The 17381-nt window shown below is 63.8% G+C and carries 14 protein-coding genes; 10 read left to right on the forward strand and 4 right to left on the reverse strand.

What is annotated here, in order from left to right; genetic code table 11:
- The 10 genes from FHW92_RS23205 to FHW92_RS23250 form a co-directional block, all read left to right on the forward strand.
- Positions 1 to 171: 4Fe-4S dicluster domain-containing protein (locus FHW92_RS23205; protein WP_168605673.1), on the forward strand; the 171-nt coding region annotated here is incomplete at its 5' end.
- A 311-nt stretch (positions 172 to 482) separates the two neighbouring features.
- Positions 483 to 1457, forward strand: coding sequence for a nitronate monooxygenase family protein (locus FHW92_RS23210; RefSeq protein WP_168605674.1), 975 nt, complete (start codon positions 483 to 485; stop codon positions 1455 to 1457).
- 63 nt (positions 1458 to 1520) lie between these two features.
- Positions 1521 to 3590 carry a PQQ-dependent dehydrogenase, methanol/ethanol family gene (locus FHW92_RS23215; protein ID WP_246870385.1) on the forward strand — a complete coding sequence of 690 codons (2070 nt, stop codon included), beginning with the start codon at positions 1521 to 1523 and terminating at the stop codon, positions 3588 to 3590.
- A 97-nt stretch (positions 3591 to 3687) separates the two neighbouring features.
- A complete protein-coding gene (locus tag FHW92_RS23220) occupies positions 3688 to 4410 on the forward strand; it encodes a TetR/AcrR family transcriptional regulator (protein ID WP_246870386.1) in 723 nt (240 codons plus the stop codon).
- Between the two features lie 118 nt (positions 4411 to 4528).
- A complete protein-coding gene (locus tag FHW92_RS23225; protein ID WP_168605676.1) occupies positions 4529 to 5332 on the forward strand; it encodes an enoyl-CoA hydratase/isomerase family protein in 804 nt (267 codons plus the stop codon).
- A gap of 4 nt (positions 5333 to 5336) precedes the next feature.
- Positions 5337 to 5978 carry a flavin reductase family protein gene (locus FHW92_RS23230; RefSeq protein ID WP_168605677.1) on the forward strand — a complete coding sequence of 214 codons (642 nt, stop codon included), beginning with the start codon at positions 5337 to 5339 and terminating at the stop codon, positions 5976 to 5978.
- A gap of 161 nt (positions 5979 to 6139) precedes the next feature.
- Positions 6140 to 8539 (forward strand): CoA transferase, encoded by a 2400-nt coding sequence (locus FHW92_RS23235; protein WP_168605678.1) that lies wholly within the window; start codon positions 6140 to 6142, stop codon positions 8537 to 8539.
- A gap of 27 nt (positions 8540 to 8566) precedes the next feature.
- On the forward strand, positions 8567 to 9571 hold the full coding sequence (locus tag FHW92_RS23240) for an LLM class flavin-dependent oxidoreductase (protein WP_168605679.1): 1005 nt from the start codon (positions 8567 to 8569) through the stop codon (positions 9569 to 9571).
- A gap of 12 nt (positions 9572 to 9583) precedes the next feature.
- A complete protein-coding gene (locus FHW92_RS23245; RefSeq protein WP_168605680.1) occupies positions 9584 to 10234 on the forward strand; it encodes a nuclear transport factor 2 family protein in 651 nt (216 codons plus the stop codon).
- 2 nt (positions 10235 to 10236) lie between these two features.
- Positions 10237 to 11703, forward strand: a complete 1467-nt coding sequence (locus FHW92_RS23250) for a carboxylesterase family protein (protein ID WP_168605681.1) — start codon at positions 10237 to 10239, stop codon at positions 11701 to 11703.
- Here FHW92_RS23250 and FHW92_RS23255 read toward each other — a convergent pair.
- Genes FHW92_RS23255 through FHW92_RS23270 form a run of 4 tightly spaced genes read right to left on the reverse strand, consistent with a single transcriptional unit; the run spans position 11700 to position 17381 of the window.
- Positions 11700 to 12113 (reverse strand): OB-fold domain-containing protein, encoded by a 414-nt coding sequence (locus FHW92_RS23255; RefSeq protein WP_168605682.1) that lies wholly within the window; start codon positions 12111 to 12113, stop codon positions 11700 to 11702. The genes FHW92_RS23250 and FHW92_RS23255 overlap by 4 nt on opposite strands.
- Positions 12114 to 12116: 3 nt before the next feature.
- Entirely contained in the window at positions 12117 to 13268 is a 1152-nt protein-coding gene (locus tag FHW92_RS23260; RefSeq protein WP_246870387.1) for a thiolase family protein, read from the reverse strand.
- Positions 13265 to 15337, reverse strand: coding sequence for a 3-hydroxyacyl-CoA dehydrogenase NAD-binding domain-containing protein (locus FHW92_RS23265; RefSeq protein WP_168605683.1), 2073 nt, complete (start codon positions 15335 to 15337; stop codon positions 13265 to 13267). Before FHW92_RS23265 ends, FHW92_RS23260 begins: the two co-directional genes overlap by 4 nt.
- The gene (locus FHW92_RS23270; protein WP_168605684.1) at positions 15324 to 17381 is read right to left on the reverse strand and encodes a PQQ-dependent dehydrogenase, methanol/ethanol family; all 2058 of its coding nucleotides are present in this window, start codon (positions 17379 to 17381) and stop codon (positions 15324 to 15326) included. The genes FHW92_RS23265 and FHW92_RS23270 overlap by 14 nt, the downstream gene beginning before the upstream one ends.

Genomic DNA, 17381 nt, shown 5'->3' on the forward strand with positions numbered 1-17381 from the left:
GGGGTCTATGAGTTCGTCGATGTTCCGGGCGGCGAGGGCGATGCCAAACGCCTCCAGATCAACGCCCAGAACTGCGTCCACTGCAAGACCTGCGATATCAAGGACCCGACGCAGAACATCACCTGGGTCGCGCCCGAAGGGGGAGGCGGGCCCAATTATCCGAATATGTGAAGAAGAAGGAGGAAATGCGAGGGACGTGTTTAAAAGGCCGATTTGTCCAGACACATCGGTTGGCCCTCGCGCTCCCGTTACTGTCTTTGTTGCGCTACCGGTTCGGCCAAGGTGGCCAATACGCAATGTCGAAAATTGAAAGCCTGCGGCGCGGACAGGCCTAAGCTCGCCGCGCCGCAGGCCTTCAAACCCCGAACCCCACACCACCCCAGCCAACCAGCACCACCCCCATATCGGGATTGCAAAGGGCCCCCGCCCTTTGCCCGCCGGAGGCAAAAACCCAAAAACCCCAAACCGAGAGGACCACCCCCATGCAAACCCGCATCACGCAAATGCTCGGCATCCAGCATCCCATCGTTCAGGGCGGGATGATGTGGGTTGGCACAGCAGACATGGCGAGCGCGGTGTCGAACGCTGGGGGATTAGGGATCATCACCGCGCTGACCTGCCCCACGCCCGATGCCCTGCGCGCCGAGATCGAGCGCTGCTGCACGCTGACGGACAAGCCGTTTGGGGTCAATCTGACGCTGCTGCCCTCGCTCAACCCGCCGCCTTATGCGCAATATCGCCGGGCGATCATCGAGAGCGGCATCAAAATCGTCGAGACGGCGGGCCACAACCCGCGCGAGCATGTCGAGGACTTCAAGAGCCACGGCATCACGGTTCTGCACAAATGCACCGCCGTGCGCCATGCGCTCTCGGCCGAGCGGATGGGGGCCGATATCATCAGCATCGACGGTTTCGAATGCGCAGGCCACCCCGGCGAAGATGACATTCCCGGCCTGATCCTGATCCCGGCGGCGGCGGACAAGGTGCGCGTGCCCTTGCTGGCCAGCGGGGGCTTTGGCGACGGGCGGGGCCTTGCCGCCGCGCTGGCGCTGGGGGCCGAGGGCATCAACATGGGTACCCGTTTCTGCGCCACGGTCGAGGCCCCGATCCACCCCGACATCAAGCGTATGCTGGTCGAGGGCGACGAGCGCGGCACCGACCTCATCTTCCGCACCTATCGCAACACCGCCCGCGTGGCCAAAAACGCCATCTCTCAGGCTGTGCGCGAGGCCGAAAGCCGGGGCGAGCCCTTCGAAACCATCGCCCCGCTGGTCAAGGGCGCCCGCGGCCGCGAGGGCCTGAGCACCGGCGACACCGCCCATGGCGTCATCACCGCCGGCCTCGTCATGGGCATCATCCACGACATCCCAACCTGCGAGCAGCTCATCCAGCGCATCGTCAGCGAGGCGGAGGAGGTGATTACGCAGCGGTTGATGAAATTTGCATCGCCGGGATGAAACGCCCCATTGACCTTCTGATAAAAATGCACAATGGTGCAGAAAATATCAGGAGAGAATGCCATGAAACCGACGGGGCGACCGATGGGTTTGAAGCGCTCGGCTGCGTTGATGCTGGGCGCGGCCTGCGCGATCTCAACGCTGCAAGGGGTTGGCTGGGCTGGAAAAACCGCCCCTGCAGTTCGCACCGACTGGCACAGTTTCGGCGGCGACAGTGACGAACAGCATTACAGCCCGCTTGACCAGATCAATCAGGGCAATGTCAAGCAACTGGGCCTTGCGTGGTCCTATGACGTGGACACATTCGACAGCTATACCCAGCCGATTGAAGTGGGCGGGGTGGTCTATTTTGCGGCGGGCCTGAGCGTTATTCATGCGCTGGATGCGCGCACGGGGCGGTTGCTTTGGAAATATGATCCCGATGTGGCCGGGCAGCCCGAGGCCAAGACCCGGATGCGCGCAGGCTGGGGCACGCGCGGCATTGCGTACAAGGATGGCATGGTGTTCACCGCCACGCGTGAAGGGCGACTGGTGGCGGTCGATGCCAAGACGGGCAAGCTGCGCTGGCAGGTCAAGACGCTGGACGAGGCGGAGAACGGTTATATCACCGGGCCGCCATGGGTGGCGGGCGATGTGGTGGTTACCGGCTTTGGCGGGGCCGATTACAGCCCGACGCGCGGCTATGTCACGGCCTATGACATCAAGACCGGCAAGAAGCGCTGGCGGTTTTACACCGTGCCGGGCGACCCGGCCAAGGGTTTTGAAAACAAGGCCATGGAGATGGCCGCCAAGACCTGGACCGGCGAATGGTGGAAGTTTGGCGGCGGCGGCACCGTGTGGCACGCGATGGCCTATGACGCCAAATATGATCGCATTTATCTTGGCACCGGCAATGGCTGGCCGTGGAATGAAAAGATCCGCAGCCCCGGCGGCGGCGACAATCTGTATCTCGGCTCCATCGTGGCGCTTAACGCGAAAACCGGCGAATATGTCTGGCATTATCAGACCAACCCGGAAAACAGCTATGATTTCAACAATGCGATGGACATTGAGCTCGCCGATGTGACCATCAACGGCAAATTGCGCCATGTGTTGATCCATGCGCCCAAGAATGGCTTTTTCTACGCGCTGGACCGGGAAACCGGCAAATTCATCTCGGCGGGCGAATTTGCCAAGCAGAATTGGGCCAAGAGCATCGACCCGGTGACGGGCAAGCCGGAGATCAACCCGGATTCGCTCTATCAGGATGGCAAGGCCTTTGTCATTTTCCCCTTCCCCAATGGCGCGCATGGCGTTCAGGCCATGTCTTACAGCCCCAAGACGGGCCTCAGCTATATTCCGGTGATGGATGGCGGGCGCGTGGTGGTCGATCCGCCCAATGTGAAGGACTGGACCTATCGTTCGGGTATGTTCGTCAACACCGGATTGGGCGCGCCGCCGCCGGGCGTGACGGCGCCTGCGGCAGTGTCGAAACTGGTGGCGTGGGATGTGGCGAAGAACCGCGCGGCGTGGTCGATCCCGCAGCCGGGCGTGTTCAACGGCGGCACGATGGCCACGGGCGGCAATCTGGTGTTTCAGGGGCTCAATGACGGCACGTTCAACGCCTATTCGGCGCAGGATGGGCGCAATCTGTGGTCCTATCCGATGCAGAACGGGATGCTCGCCGCGCCCATCTCCTATTCGATCGGCGGGCGGCAATATGTCACGATCATCACCGGTTTCCGCTCCAGCTATGCCAATACGCCCAACTGGGATTATCGCCAGCAACAGCGCCGGGTGCTGACCTTTGCGCTGGGGGCCACGCGCAAATTGCCCAAATTTACGCCGGTGGATGCGCCGATTATGGATGATCCGGCTTTCACGGTGGATGTGGCCAAGGCCAAGGTGGGGTCAGGCATCTACAACACGTCCTGCGTGATCTGTCACGGCGTGGGCATGGCGGCGGGCGGGGCGGCGCCGGATCTGCGCAAGGCGCCGATCCCGATGGATGCCAATGCTTTCAACGCGGTGGTGCATGACGGGGCGCTGATGGCGCGCGGCATGCCCGGTTTCGGAAACCTCAGCGCCGATGAGATCGAGGGCCTGCGTCACTATATCCGCCAGCGTGCGCGAGAGACGATGGCTGCAAAATGAACGGTTCTGTCGGCGGCCCATCCGGGGCAATGGGCCGCCGATGGTTGACCGTTTCTGATCTCATGTGCATGAAAGCCAGATGACAGGTGATCGTGACATGAACGCAACGAATGAGGGTAATGAGCGCCCCCAGACCTATGCCAGCCCCGCGATCATTGAGCGGCGGCGGCGAATTCTGGAGGAAACGCGGCAGGTGATTGCCGAGCAGGGCATCACCGCGCTCAACATGAACGACATCGGGCGGCGCGCGGGCGTGGCCAAGCGCACGCTGTACAATGCGTTTCAGACGCGCGAGCGGATGATTGCGGCCGCCATTCAGGAATATTTCGAGGAATACGTCAGCCGCATCACCTTTACCCAGCCTTCGGGCACGCTGCAGCACAATCTGGAGCGCATGATCTCGGTGGTGCAGCGCAACCGGCGCATCCCCAATTACATCCGCGCGATCATGGCGCTCTATTTCAGCCCCGAGGTGGACGAGGACATCTGGCTGGCCATGCATTCGATCGCCACGCGGCAAAACCGGGCGTGGATCGAAAATCTGGCCGCAGGCAAGCAGTTGCAGGCATGGGTCGAGGTCGATACGCTGGTCGATGATCTGGTGCGGCTGGAATATGCGATGATCAACGATTGGGCGCGCGGGCGGATTCCCGATGATGCGATCATCGTACGGCTGATCACCTCCTATCTGACGCTGATCCTTGGCGCGGTGCGCGGGGCGGCGCGCAAGGAGGTCGAGGCGATGCTGAAGGATATTGCCGAGCGCGGATCCGAGGCATTGCCGATGCGCAAACGGGCCAAGGCGGAGGCGGCGGAGTAATTCCGGTTAAAAATACACCATGATGCAAAATTCCTTGCCACCCCGGCACGACCTGTCATAAGGTGCCGGGAACAGGCCGCCCGGACAGAGGCGCGCAAGAGGCAAGGAGATGTGAGCCATGAGCGAGGCGCAAGCCCCTGAAATCCTGTGCGAGAAGCGTGAGGACGGGGTGGTTCTGCTCACGCTCAACCGGCCTCATGCGCGCAACACCGTGTCCTTTGCCATGTGGGAGCAATTTTCCGCCGCGCTCGACGGGCTGGAGAATGGCACGCCCGCGCGCGCCTTGGTGCTGTGCGGGGCGGGCGACTATTTTTCCAGCGGCGGTGACGTAAAGATTGGCCCCGCGCGCGGCGATGGCGCGATCCGTTTGGCTGCGCGGCTGGAGATGGGGCAGCGGATCATCAACCGCCTGCGCGCTTTGCCGATCCCCACCATCGCGGCGGTGGAGGGCGGGGCCTATGGCATTGCCTGGAGCATCGCCATGGCTTGCGACATGCTGTTTGCCGCCGACAATGCCAAATTCGGCGCACCTTTCCTTGATTACGGGCTCGTGCCCGATGGCGGCGCGGCTTGGTTTTTGACTCAGCGGCTGGGCCGGGCGCGGGCGGCGGAGATCCTATTTTCGGGCCGCACGCTGGCGGTGGAGGAGGCGCGCGATCTGGGGCTGGTCAGCCGGGTTCTGCCTGCGGGCGCGGTGGTGGCCGGGGTGCTGGAGTTTGGTGCGGCGATTGGGGCGGGCAATCCCCATGCGGTCGAACTGACCAAGCGCCTGCTGCATATGGGCGAGACGGGCGATCTGGCGGCCACGCAGGCGCTTGAACTGATCTATTGCCACACCTGTCAGGCGGGCGAGGAAGTGCACCGCGCCCGCGAAGCATTCAAGGCCCGCGCCGCCGCGCGCAAGGCCCAGAAGGAGGCCTGATCCGATGCAATTCGATATGCGCGAACTGCCGATGGTCACGCGGTACAAGATCATCAATTCGACGATCACCCCGCGCCCCATCGCGTGGATCACCACGCTTTCGCCCGATGGCGTGGTGAATGCCGCGCCCTACAGCTTCTTCAACGCGGTGGGGACCGAGCCGCCGCTGGTGGTGCTAGGCCTGCTGAAGGAACCGCGCAGCCGGACCTTGAAGCACACCGCCACCAACATCATCGCCAATGGCGAATTTGTGGTGAACCTTGTGTGCGAGGCCGACGCGCAGAAGATGAACGAATGCTCGGTTGATGCCCCGGTCGAGGTGTCCGAAGTGGACTATGCCGGGATCGAAACCACCCCCAGCGTGCTCGTCGCCCCGCCGCGCATCGCCACCAGCCCGGTCAGCTTTGAATGCCGCAAGGTGGCTGCTCTCGACATCGGCACGCAGCAGACCGTGGTGATCGGGGAAGTGTTGATGGCGCATATCCGCGATGAATTCATCACCGACCGCGAAAGGGTCTATTTCGACACGCCTGCGATGAAGCTGATCGGGCGCACCCATGGCAGCGGCTGGTATGTCCGCAATGGCGATGCGTTTCAGATGGACCGCCCGGCCTTTGATCCCACGCGGCTGAACTCGACAGATTAAATTGAACCCCAAGTGCAATATTGCTTGCGTTGGCGCGCGAAGTGGTGTCACTCTGCACGCCAACGGACAGAGCGGGCGGCGGCGATGATTCCCTAGCCTTGTCAGCCTGAAAACACGCCCAAAAGAATAAGCGGGGCGCAAGACCGCGAGAGGAGATTGCGATGCCAGGGCCACTGGATCATCTTGTTGTTGTCGAACTGGCGCAGTCGATGCCCGCCGCGATTGCCGCCATGCTGCTGTGCGATCATGGCGCCGATGTGGTCAAGGTCGAGCCGCGCGGCGGCAATTTCTTCGCCCATGACCTGACTCGCAAGAGCTGGGACCGGTCCAAGCGCAGCGTGGAACTGGACATTGAACTGGCGGCGGATCGCAAGGCTTTGCGCGGGCTGCTGGCGGGTGCGGATATTCTGATCCATGCGATGGAGGAGGATGAGGCGGTCAAGCTGGGGCTGGACGAGGCCAGCCTCAAGCGCGATTTTCCCGCGCTGGTCTCGGTGGCGATGACGGCTTACGGCGCCGACACGCCGTTTGCCGGACGCCCCCATGGCGAGGCGCTGGCCGCCGCGCTGCTGGGCACGATGGTGGATCGCTCCAGCCCGTTTCGCCCCGGCCCGGTCTATCTCGGCCATCCCGCGCTGCATTACGGGCAAGCGTTTCTGGCCTCGATCGGCGCGCTGGCGGCGGTGCGGGCGCGGCGCGAAATCGGCCATGGGCAAAGGGTTGAGGCATCGCTGCTCGACGCAATGATCGCCCAATCGCCGATGAACGACTGGTGGCAGGAAGATGGCATCAGCTATATCAAGAAGGGCGATGCCGGAGCGATGGACCGCTTTGGCAAGACGCGCCTCATCACCGGCATGTTTGAGTGCGGCGATGGGCAATTTCTGCAATTCCACACCGGCGGGCCGGGCGGTTTCAAGGCGGCGATGGATGTGCTGGGCTTTGGCGACCGGGTGCAGACCATCGGGGGCGCGGAAATGCGCGTGCCATTGACCGATGACGAATATCACATCGCCCGCGTCGAGGTGTTTGACGCCTTCAAGCTGAAACCGCGCGACGAATGGATCCGCCTGCTTCATGCCGCCGATGTGGCCGCCCTGCCGGTGCTGCATCCGGCCGAGGTGCTGCTGGACGATCAGGTCGAATTCGTGGGCCAGCGCATCAGCCTGCCCGACCCGGATTTCGGCACGATCTATCAATCGGCCCCGGCGGTGATCTTTAAGGGCACCCCTTGCGCCGCGCCGATCCCCGCGCCCGCGATCGGCGCGGATAATGGCGATCTGGCGGCTCTGACTGCGCGGCCTGCGCCGAAAATCGCCGCCAGCGGTCGCGCGATCAAGCGCCCGCTTGAAGGCATCCGCGTGGTCGATTTCTCCTCCTTCTTTGCCGTTGGTTTTGGCGGGCGGCTGCTCTCGGATCTGGGCGCCGATGTCATCAAGGTGGAAACGCCGGGCGGCGATCAGATGCGTCCCTTGCCCGACTGCTTCGACGCGGCCCAGCGCGGCAAGCGCGCGATGGTGCTCGACCTGAAAACGCCCGAGGCGCTGGAGGCGGCGTATAAATTGGTCGCCACCGCCGATGTCGTCACGCACAATCTGCGCCCCGGCAAGGCGGACAAGTTGGGCATCGGGTTTGAGAAACTGCTGAGCATCAATCCACGCCTGATCTATGCCTATATGCCCGGCTATGGCTCGCGCGGGCCCAAATCGCTGCTGAAAAGCTTTGCCCCGCTGGTGTCGGGCTGGACCGGCCTGCTGCGCGAGGGCGGGGGCGAGGGCAATCCGCCGACCCGCTCGGTCTTCGGCAATGAGGATTACAACAACGGCTTCCTTGCCGCCGCCGGTATCCTGATGGCGCTGGAGCGGCGGGCGGTATCAGGCCTGGGCGATTATATGGAATGCCCGCAATTGCATTCCAGCCTGTGGACGACCTCGGAACATTTCCTCAATGCCGACAAGCAGGTGGTCTATGGCTTCCGGCTGGACAAGGATCAGGCGGGCTTCAATGCGCTCGACCGGATCTATCGCACGACGGATGGCTGGCTGTGCATTTCCTGCCGTCAGGATGAGCGCTTTGCTGCGCTGGCCTTTGCGGTGGGGATGCCGGAACTGGTGGATGATCCGCGTTTTGCGAACCCGCGCGCGCGCAGCGCCCATGATGGCGCGTTGCAGGCGCTGCTCACTCCGTTCTTTGCCGCGCGGTCCGGCGTTGATGCCTGGGCCGCACTGGATGCGGCGGGCGCGCCCTGCGAAATCGTGCGCGAAACAAGCTGGGTGCGCGAGGCGTTGATGGAGGATTGGGCGCAGGCGAGCAACCGCGTGGTCGAGGATCTGGACTCGATGTATGGCCATGTCCGCACCTTCGGCAGCTTCATCCATTTGAGCGAAACGCCCGGTTTTGCCGTGGGCACCGCGCCGCGCCTTGGCCATCATACGCGCCAGATTCTGGGCGAGGTGGGCTATTCCGAGGCGGAAATCGACGCCTTGATCGCCAGTGGCAAGGCGATGCAGGCCGAGCGGACCACGGGCCGGATCGGCGGACCGCGCGTGTCCGCCGCGTAAGAACAAAATCAACAGGAGAGAAGAGCCGTGCAGCTCAACCTACGCTATGACATGAACCGCCCGGAATTCGGCGCTTCGCATCCTGCGCTCTATCGCGCCGCCATCGAACAGGCGGTCTGGGCCGATGGGCTTGGCTTCACGCAGGTGTTCCTGGCCGAACATCATGGGGCCGAGGGCGGCTATTGCCCCTCGTCCATGGTGCAGGCGGCCTCGATCCTGGGCGCGACGAAGAACATCGCCACCCATCTCTCGGCGCTGGTGGTGACGATGCATGATCCGCTGCGTCTGGCCGAGGATCTGGCGGTGCTGGACAATATCGGGCCGGGGCGGGTCTGGCTGACGGCGGGCATGGGCTATCGCCCGCATGAGTTCGAAATGTTCGGCAAGGATATCACCAAGCGCCTCGGCATCATGAATGAGGCGATGGCGACGCTGAAGGCGGCATGGACGGGCGAGCCGTTCACCTTTCGCGACCGCACCGTGCGCGTCACGCCCACGCCCGCCACGCCGGGCGGTCCCAAGATCTATATGGGCGGATCGACCGACAAATCGGCCATCCGCGCGGCCAAGGCGGGCTATCAATATTTCCCCGGCCACCCGGACCTGTTCGTGCTCTACAAGGAAGAGCGCGCCAAGGCCGGTTTCCCCGCGCCCGAGGAATATCGCCAGCCCGCCGCCAGCTTCCTCCATGTGAGCGAAGATCCCGAGCGCGACTGGCCGATTGTCGCGCCCCATGTCGCCTATGCCACCAATGCCTATGCCGAATGGGCCAAGGAGCGCGGCGAGGGGCAGACCCGCTATACGCCCGCTCAGACGGTCGAGGGCCTCAAAGCCATGCCCAATATCAAGGTGGTCACGCCCGATGAGTGCTTCGACTATCTGGTCGGGCTTGGTCGCGGCACGGCGGTGACGTTCCATGCGCTGCTGGGCGGGCTCGATCCCGAGGTTTCGTGGCGCAGCCTGCGCCTGTTTGAAAGCGCGGTGCTGCCCCGGTTGAAGGCGGTGCCGGGCTTGCTCGAAATGTGCGATTAAGGGGAGGCGGCGATGGAAGAACAGAACCGGCGGCGTATGCTCGGCACTTTGCTGGGCACGCCCTTTGCCATGGCGGCGGTGGGGGCGGCGGGCAATGCCATGGCCGCGCCCGGTGTGAAACCCGCAGCCAAATTGAGCCTTGCCGAACGCCTCGACGTGCTTGAATCGAAAGAGGCGATTGCCTCGCTGCTCAACGCCTATGCCCGCGCCAATGACCGCGCGGACGAGGCGCTGCTGCGCAGCCTGTTCTGGCCCGAATCGACGCATAAGCATGGGCGTTTCGAAGGCAAATCGAGCGATTTCGTCGGCTTTGCTTTCAAGATCGTCTCGGCCCTCAAATATGCCTGCCACCATATCAGCAATATCAGCGTTGAGGTGAAGGGCGACCGGGCTTTCTCCGAATGCTACTACTTCGCCCAGCACCGCCGCGACCGCAATGATGGCAGCGGCGAGGAGGATGTGTTCTTTCAGGGCCGCTATCTGGACGATCTGGAGCGCCGCCATGGCGAGTGGAAGATCATCCGCCGCCGGGGCCTGTCGGATTACACTTCGCCCGCCTTCCCGCCCGAAACGCTGCAATCGTCATGGCCCGCAGGCCAGCATAGCGAGAAGGCGCCCAGCGACGACTATTACAAGATGCTGGCCGAGTTCCGGGCGCGCTGACCATGCGTTTCTGGCCCCTGATCGCCGCCGCGCCGCTGATTTTGGGCAATGCCGATCCGGTTGTGCGGACCGACCATGGCGCAGTGCGCGGGCAGGCCATTGAACAGGGCGCGGCGTTTCGGGGCATCCCCTTTGCCGCGCCCCCGGTCGGGCCTTTGCGCTGGCGTGAGGCGCGGCCTGCGCGGGGCTGGCGCGGCATCCGTGATGCGCGTTCCTTTGGCGCGGCCTGTATTCAGCCCGCGCGGGCCGAAGCCTTGCCCCAGAGCGAAGATTGCCTGACGCTCAATGTCGTCACGCCGGATCGCCATGCAAAGGGCCTGCCCGTGCTGGTGTCGATCCATGGCGGGGCCTTTGCCTTTGGTTCGGGGCGCTATATTGCCGATCATGACCTTTCGCCCATCGTGCGGCGCGGGGTGGTGCTGGTTTCGCCCAATTACCGGGTGGGCCGCATGGGCTTCTTTGCCCATCGCGCGCTGAGGGCCGAGAATGGCCGCGCCACGGGCAATTTCTGGCTTTCCGATCAGATCGCGGCGCTGCGCTGGGTGCGGGATAATATCGCGCGCTTTGGCGGCGATCCGGCACGAGTGACGGTGCTGGGGTGCTCGGCGGGCGGGTCTTCGGTCAATGCGTTGATGGCGGCGCCTGCGGCCAGGGGCTTGTTCGCACGGGCCTCGGTCCATTCGGGCGGGGGCTTTTTCAACGCCAGTCGGCCCATGGCTCTGGCCGAGGCGCAGGGATTGGCCTTCGCGCAAAGGGCAGGGGCCAAGACGCTGGCGCAATTGCGTGCACTCTCCCCGGCGCAGGTGCTGGCCGCCGATCCCGGCCCGCCCGACTATGGCGCGATGGAGGATGGGCGGCTGGTGCCGATGGGCGTCTCGCGGATCTTTGCGGCGGGGCGTCAGGCGCCTGTGCCGCTGATCGTGGGATCGACCAGCAATGAGGCCAGTGTGTTCGGCCTGATGGGCTTTGACGCGAAGGTCTTGCGTGAACGTTTCGGAATTGATGTGGCGGCTTTGCGCCCGATGTACGAACGCAATGGGCCTCTGGCTGATGCGGAATTGCTGCGCCGGATTCAAACCGATTTCATCTTCACCAGCGCCGCGCAGGGCATGGCCGGATTGGCCGCCCGCGCCGCGCCGACATGGTCCTATCACTTCGCCTTTGTGCCGCAGGCCGAGCGCGCCACCAGCCCCGGCGCGCCGCATTGCGCGGATATGCCCTATCTCTTCGGCCTGAAATCCGCACTCGATCCAGAGGAAGCCAGACTATCTCAGGCGATGCAGGATTACTGGTACAATTTCATCGCCACCGGCAATCCCGGCGCTTCGTGGCCCGCGATCCGCCCCGGCCATCCCGCGCCGATGGTCTTCAACACCGCCTCGCGGATCGAACCTGATTTCCAGCGCGAAAGGCTCGATTATTGGTGGAGCCGCTGGATGCGTGAGAGCGGCTCCACCACAGCGCCTTAGGCCGGAGCGAAACCGGCGATCTTGTGGTCGCCCACCTCGACCGGGCGAAACTTCAGCCGCATCCCGCAGGCGGGCGTCACGCCATCATCATCGACCAGCACGCCCGCGATCCGCACGCCCGGCGCATCGTCCGGCTCGAACAGGATGACGGTATAGGGCACCTCATCCTTGTGATCGCCCGGCAGCAGGCTGCGCATCACGGTGGTGAACGTGTAGGCATGGCCCAGCGGCGAGACCGCCCGCCATTCCAGCCGCGCATCGGGCCGCCCCGGCACCACCTCGGGCGGATACCAGTGAAACTCGCCCGTTTCCGCGTCCACCGTCACGCGCAATTCGCCCGCGTCCAGCCCATCGTAAAAGCCCTGAAACGAGGGGTCTTCCAGATGGACGGGATAGTTTGGAATGCCCATGTTTTACATCCTTGCCAGAATGGTGGTGGAATGGTTGTTGCCGCCAAGGCCCGCAATCGCGCAGAGCTTTGCCTCCGGCACCTGCCGCGCGCCTTCACCCCCGCGCAATTGGCGCACCGCCTCGATCAGCAGGTTGATGCCCGGCACATAGCCGCCCGACATATGCCCGCCGCTGGTGTTGATCGGCATCTTGCCCCCCGGCATGGCATGGCCCGCGGCATAGAAACGCGGCGCCTCGCCCACATCGCACAGGCCCAGCATTTCGGTCTGGACCAGAGCGGAGATGGTGAAGCCATCATAGACCTGCGCCAGATCGAGATCGGCAGGGCTGATCCCCGCCATCGCATAGGCCATGGCCGCCGATTCCCGCCCCGGAAATTCAAACGTGCAGGGCTTCTGGCTGAAGAGCACGCCATGGGGATAATTGTTATAGCCCAGCCCCAGCCCCTGCACCGCCACAACGGGATGGGCCAGATCGCGGGCATATTCCACCGAGGACACCACATAGGCCCCGCCGCCATCGGTGGTCAGGCAACAATCGGCCACGCGCAGGGGCGTCGAGATCATCGGGCTGGCGCGATAGGCGGCAAGGTCCATCGGATCGCGCCGCTGGGCCGATGGGGTGATCGCCGCCCATGCGCGATAGGTCATGGGCAGGGCGGCCTGTTCTTCCTCGGTCATGCCATATTCGTGAGCATAGCGGTTGGCCATGCTGGCGAAATAGGTCGGCTGGCCAAAGAAACCGGCGGGCATTTCCAGCCCCGCCTTTTGCGGTTCGCGCGCGTGGAAAGCGTAAACGCCCCCCGGCTTGGTCGAGCGGATCGCGTAAGGCACCAGCACATGCTTGCACAGGCCTGCCTCGATGGCGAGTTGGGCGAGGCGCAGCGCATCGCCCGAGGTTGCCGTGCCGCCCGCGCTGTCGGTGACGGCGGAAAAGCGCTTTTGCCCCGCGCCGATGGCATGGGCGATTTCCTCGGAAGGGTGGCCCGCATATTTGTTGATGATATAGCCGTCGATGTCGGTGGGCTTCAGCCCTGCATCCGCAATGGCGGCAAGGCTGGCGCGGGTCATCATCGCCATGACATGTTCCTCGCCCTTGCGCAGGAACGGGGTTTCGCCAACGCCGGTGATGGCGATTTTGCCGGATTGCATCATGCGTTGAACCCCTTTCCTGCGGCCACCAGCCGTTCGATCAAGGGCGAAGGCGCAAAGCCTGCCCCATGCGCGGCCTCCAGCGCGCGCAGCTTTTCGAGCACATTGGGCAGCCCTTGCAGATCGGCCCAGAACATCGGCCCGCCGCGATATTTGGGCCAGCCATAGCCGGTGATCCACACGATATCGACATCGCTGGCCCGCGCGGCGATGGCCTCGTCCAGGATCCTGGCGCCTTCATTGACCATGGCGAAGAGGATGCGGTCGTGGATTTCCTCTTCGGAAATCTCGCGCCTTGTGATGCCCTGCTTGGCCGCAAAGCCCTCGATCACCTCCATGGCGATGGGCGAAGGCGTGGCATTGCGCTTTTCGTCATAATCGTAATAGCCGCCGCGCGTTTTCTGCCCATGGCGGCCCATTTCGTTCAGGATCTCGCGCACATTGGCCGAGGCGGTCGTCGCCCGGTTCCAGCCCACGTCGAGGCCCACCAGATCGCGCATCTGGAAATGGCCCATCGCAAAGCCGAAATCATACAGCACCTTGTCGATGGCCCATGGCGTCGCGCCCTCCAGCGCCAGCGCGTCGGCCTGCACATTGCGCGCGGCTAGAATGCGATTGCCGACAAAGCCAAAGCCATTGCCGCAAAGCACGCCGATCTTGCCGATGGTTTTGGCCAGCTTCATCGCTGTCGCATAGACAGCGGGCAGCGTGTGTTTGGTGCGCACCACCTCCAGCAATTTCATGACATTGGCGGGCGAGAAGAAATGCAGGCCCAGCACATATTCGGGCCGCCCCGTCACACCGGCAATGTCGTCAATATCCAGATAGGACGTGTTGGTGGCCAGCATCGCGCCCGGCTTGGCAATCGCATCCAGACGGCGGAAAATCTCCTGCTTCACATCAAGCTGTTCAAACACCGCCTCGATCACCAGATCGACCTCCGCGAGATCCTCCAGCGCCAGAGTCCCGTGGATCAGGCCCATGCGCGTCTCGACATCCTCCGCCTTCATCTTGCCCTTGGCGGCGGTCGTCTCGTAATTCTTGCGGATTATGCCAAGGCCCCGGTCCAGCGCCTCCTGCGTGGTTTCGACCAAAGTGACGGGGATGCCGACATTGGCGAAATTCATTGCAATGCCGCCGCCCATCGTGCCCGCCCCGATCACGCCCACGCGCGCGACGGGCAGGGTGGACGTATCGGCGGGCACATCGACCTTGGCGGCCTGACGCTCGGCAAAGAAAACGTGGCGCTGGGCAGCGGACTGGCTGTCGGCCATCAACTGGTCAAACAGCGAGCGTTCGTATTTCAGCGCCTCGTCAAAGGGCAGATCCGAAAGGGTCGCCTCGATGCAGCGGATGTTATACTCGGGCGCCAGAAAACCGCGGAACTTCTTGGCATTGGCGCGGCGGAAATCGTCAAAGATCGCCGGATTGGCGCGGGCCTCCTCCAGCTTGTCCGCCTTGTCGCGCACCTTCACCAAGGGGCGATTTTCATCCAGCACCCGGTTCGCAAAAGCCAGCGCATCGGAGCGCAGATTGCCTTCGCTGGCCAGCTCATCAACCAGCCCCATCGCCAGCGCCGCCTTGGCCGAAACCGGCTCGCCGCTCGTCACCATCTCCAGCGCCTTGGCCACGCCCACCACGCGGGGCAGGCGCTGTGTGCCGCCGGCACCCGGCAGCAGGCCCAGCTTAACCTCCGGCAATCCGCATTTGGCCGAGGGCACCGCGATCCGGTAATGCGCCACCAGCGCCAGTTCCAGCCCGCCGCCCAGCGCCGTGCCATGGATCGCGGCGATTACCGGCTTGGGGCTGTTCTCCAGCAGTTTTTGCAGATCGCGCAGCGAGGGTTCCCACTGCGGCTTGCCAAATTCGGAAATGTCGGCCCCGGCAAAGAAGGTGCGTCCTTCGCAGATCACCAGCACCGCGCCCACGGCATCATCGGCAATCGCGGCCTCAAACGCATGGGCCACGCCCTGACGCACCGCATTGGACAGCGCATTGACCGGCGGCGAGTTGACCGTGATGATTCCAATCCGCCCTTCGACCGTCAAAGTCGTGACATCATTGACCTTCATGCAAACCTCTGTTCACTTGCTGGCCCGGCTTGGCGGAAAGCCGCTCGCGGGCGCGTTGACGGATGTAGTGGCGCAGATCCTCGATCTCGCCATCGCTCAATTCTTCAAATTGCGGCATGCCCCGTTCGCGCAGCAGCCCGTCATGCAGCACCGCGCGGAACGAGGCTGCGTCCATGGCAATCGGTGATTGGGCCAGATCGGGGGCCGTGCCGCCTGAAACCGTGGCTGCGCCGTGACAGATCGAGCAGCGCTGGGCAAAAGCGCCATTGCCCGCCGAAACGCGCGAGGCCACGGGCGCAAAACCCGGATCGTCCAGCACCGGCGTTTCCACCTGTGCCGCGCGGGGCAGGCGCGCCCGCCCGCCAAGGGCAAAGGTCAAGAGGCGCCATTGTTGCGTCCGGTAATTCCATTCGCGCGGCAGGCCGGTGGCGCTGGAAAAACGCGCGCCTGCGATCACGCTGACATATTGGCGGCCATGCGCGCGATAGGTGATCGGCTGGGCCATCACCGCCGTTTGCGCGTTGAAGGACCATAATTTCTTGCCCGTTGCTGCGGCATAGGCATCAAACGTGCCCCCCGCATTGCCCGCAAACAGCAATCCGCCCGCCGTGCTGGCCGTGCCGCCCCCGCCGCGAATGCCGGGCATGGGGATGCGCCAGGCCTCGCTCTGCGTTGCCGGGTTCCATGCCAGCAGGAAGCTGGTGGCCGCGCGATCAGGCGCCACGCCGGGCGGCGGCGCGCCCGTGCCGGTGGACAGGCGTTGCCCATCCAGATGCCGCCAGCCTGCCAGCCCGCTTTCCGGATCGACGTAAACCCGCCCCTGATCCATCGTCGGGATATAGAGCAGCCCGGTGGCCGGGTTATAGCTCATCGCCTCGATATTATGCGCGCCAAAGGGGGAGGGATAGACCACAGCAGGCCGTCCATCGGGATAGCGCGCCTCGGGGTTTTCGATCGGGCGGCCCGATGGAATGTCGATCCCCTTGGCCCAATTGACCGGAACGATATTCTTGGCCGAGATCAGCTTGCCGCTTTCCCGGTCGATCACATAGACAAAGCCGTTCTTGGGGGCGTGCATCAATACCGGGCGCTTCCGCCCACCCACCACCATGTCGGTGAGTTCGATGTCCATCGCGGAATTGAAATCCCACGTCTCGCCCGGATTGGTCTGATAGTGCCAGACATATTCGCCCGTATCGGCATCCAGCGCGACGATGGAGCAGAGGAACAGATTGTCGCCCCCGCCGGGCGAGCGGATCTTGCGGTTCCATGGGCTGCCATTGCCGATGCCGATATAGATCCGGTTGAAACGCGGATCATAGGCCATCGCGTTCCACACCGTGCCGCCGCCGCCATAGCGCCACCATTCGCCGTTCCACGTCTTGGCCGCCATTTCCATGGCCTTGTTTTCAAAGCCCTTCGCCGGATCGCCGGGGACGGTGTAGAAACGCCAGAGCTGCTTGCCGGTCTTTTGATCATAGGCCGTCACATAGCCGCGGATGGGCGCGAAATCGGCCCCGCCATGGCCGATGATGACCTTGCCGCGAAACACCCATGGCGGGCCGGAGATATAGCGTTCATCGTCGGGCTGGATGGTCATGCTCTGCCATGCCGGATGCCCGGTTTTGGCATTGAGCGCGATCAGGCGGCCATCCATCGTGCCGAAGAAGATCTGGCCCTTGTCATAGGCCAACCCGCGAATGCCCCATGCCCCGCGCATCTTGTGGCCGGCCACTTTCCAAGTCTGCGCATCGTAATGCCACAGTTCCCGGCCCGTTGCGGCATCGACCGCGCGGATATGGCTGAGGCCCGAGGCGTAATAGACCACACCATCGACGGCGATGGGGGCCGACAGCGCGCTGCCCCCGTCATTGATGTCCTTGTACCATGCCAGGCCAAGCTGTTTGACATTGCCCGCGTTGATCTGGGCCAGCGGGCTGTAGTGGTTTTCATCCGGCCCGCCATAAGAGGCCCAATTCACATCGGGCGCAGAGGGCGCGGCGGCCAGCAGGGCGAGCGGCGCAAGAGCGGCGAAACGACGCAT

The organism is Novosphingobium sp. SG707 (assembly GCF_012275515.1).
Classification (GTDB): domain Bacteria; phylum Pseudomonadota; class Alphaproteobacteria; order Sphingomonadales; family Sphingomonadaceae; genus Novosphingobium.